Source organism: Pseudoalteromonas sp. NZS100_1, assembly GCF_015864285.1.
GTDB classification, from domain to species: domain Bacteria; phylum Pseudomonadota; class Gammaproteobacteria; order Enterobacterales; family Alteromonadaceae; genus Pseudoalteromonas; species Pseudoalteromonas arctica.
Genome location: NZ_JADYXN010000087.1, coordinates 1 through 1,324 on the forward strand (window position 1 = coordinate 1; position 1,324 = coordinate 1,324).

Annotated in this window: 1 protein-coding gene; it reads right to left on the minus strand. The window is 36.0% G+C overall.

Annotated features, from left to right (window positions below; all coding sequences use genetic code 11):
- Positions 1 to 194 precede the first annotated feature (194 nt).
- Positions 195 to 1,178, minus strand: coding sequence for a hypothetical protein (locus I6F66_RS20610; RefSeq protein ID WP_197209673.1), 984 nt, complete (start codon positions 1,176 to 1,178; stop codon positions 195 to 197).
- Positions 1,179 to 1,324 lie beyond the last annotated feature (146 nt).

The window sequence follows — 1,324 nt, forward strand, 5'->3', positions numbered from 1 at the left end:
AAGATGTCATATTGTCAATTAACTAAAATACACAAACCGTTTAACATTCTTCGTAGAATTGATTGAAGATTATTTTTAGACTGCGAGCCACCTAAGCACTTATAAATAGACATATTATTCCTTTAACAAACTCAAACTATGTATAGCTCAAGCTCAAACTTCCTTTAAGTTATAAAGCGGCTTTTATAATGCGCTTAAGGTATTCCCATAAACAACTGCAGTGCTAAACGCTTTGCTTTATATTTCCAGGTTAGTTTTTCGATACGCTCAGGCTCACCTTTAAAATGTAGCCAAGGCTTAATTATTTCTTCGTTAGGTGTCGCTCTAAGCCAATTAAAATGAGCAGCCTCTTCATTAAACTTTTGCCAAATTTCGGCTTGTTGAGCAAGTGAAAAGTCGCTCCAAAATTTATTAGGTCTGTCATTTTTTTTATCAAATTCAGCGGTGGGTTCATCAAGGTGGCGGTAGTTTTCATACTCAGGTACATCAGGAAGTGGTTGGCTATTGTCCATAAAGCGCACTACACGCTCCCAATATAAATAACAGTTCATTGGGTTATTTGAGTTATCCGGCACTTGTACAACAATTTTAGTGTCAGGGTATTTATCCCCATCAACATGGCTTATATAGGGTACAAATCCCATTACACCCGGGCGTGTTGCAACCATATCTAAATGGCATACAATATCAGCCCACTTAAAACAACAATTACCCTGCTCATCACGCGCTTCGCAACCTGGGATTGGATAAGTAAAGCCTACTAGCTGCTTTTGTCTATCAAAGTATATTTGTTTTTTGGGGATGTAACTGTCTGTTAGCGGCAGTAAATTAAGAAAAAACAAATTCCAAGAAAAAGTAAGTATAGGTATCCACCATTGATAAGGTTCCTCGGAGTAAGTCATCACAATACAAGAGAATAAAAATAACAAACTTAAAACAAAGCCGATTATGATTGGGCCAAATAATATAACTCTAATTGGGCTATTCCCGCACATTTCTATTTTATATCGCTCTGGGTGTTTTTGTATTGCCTTCTGTTTTTTAGAAGGTAAGTCATACAAGTAACACAAGCCTTTAAACTTACCCTTAAGACTATTTAATCTCTCAGGATAAAAAAAACGATTGAACCGCGTTTTTTTAGGCATAATATCAGCGGCTAGGTAGTCATTATTTTGCACCAGATTCCTTTAATAAACAGAGGCACTTTAAGGTGCCTCTGTTTAATTTCCTTTTCTGATTGTTAAAGTATCATGGACTCTGAAACTTAAACAGTCTCACGGAAAGCCGATAAAAAGTTGAATCAATAAACGCTTTACTTTATATT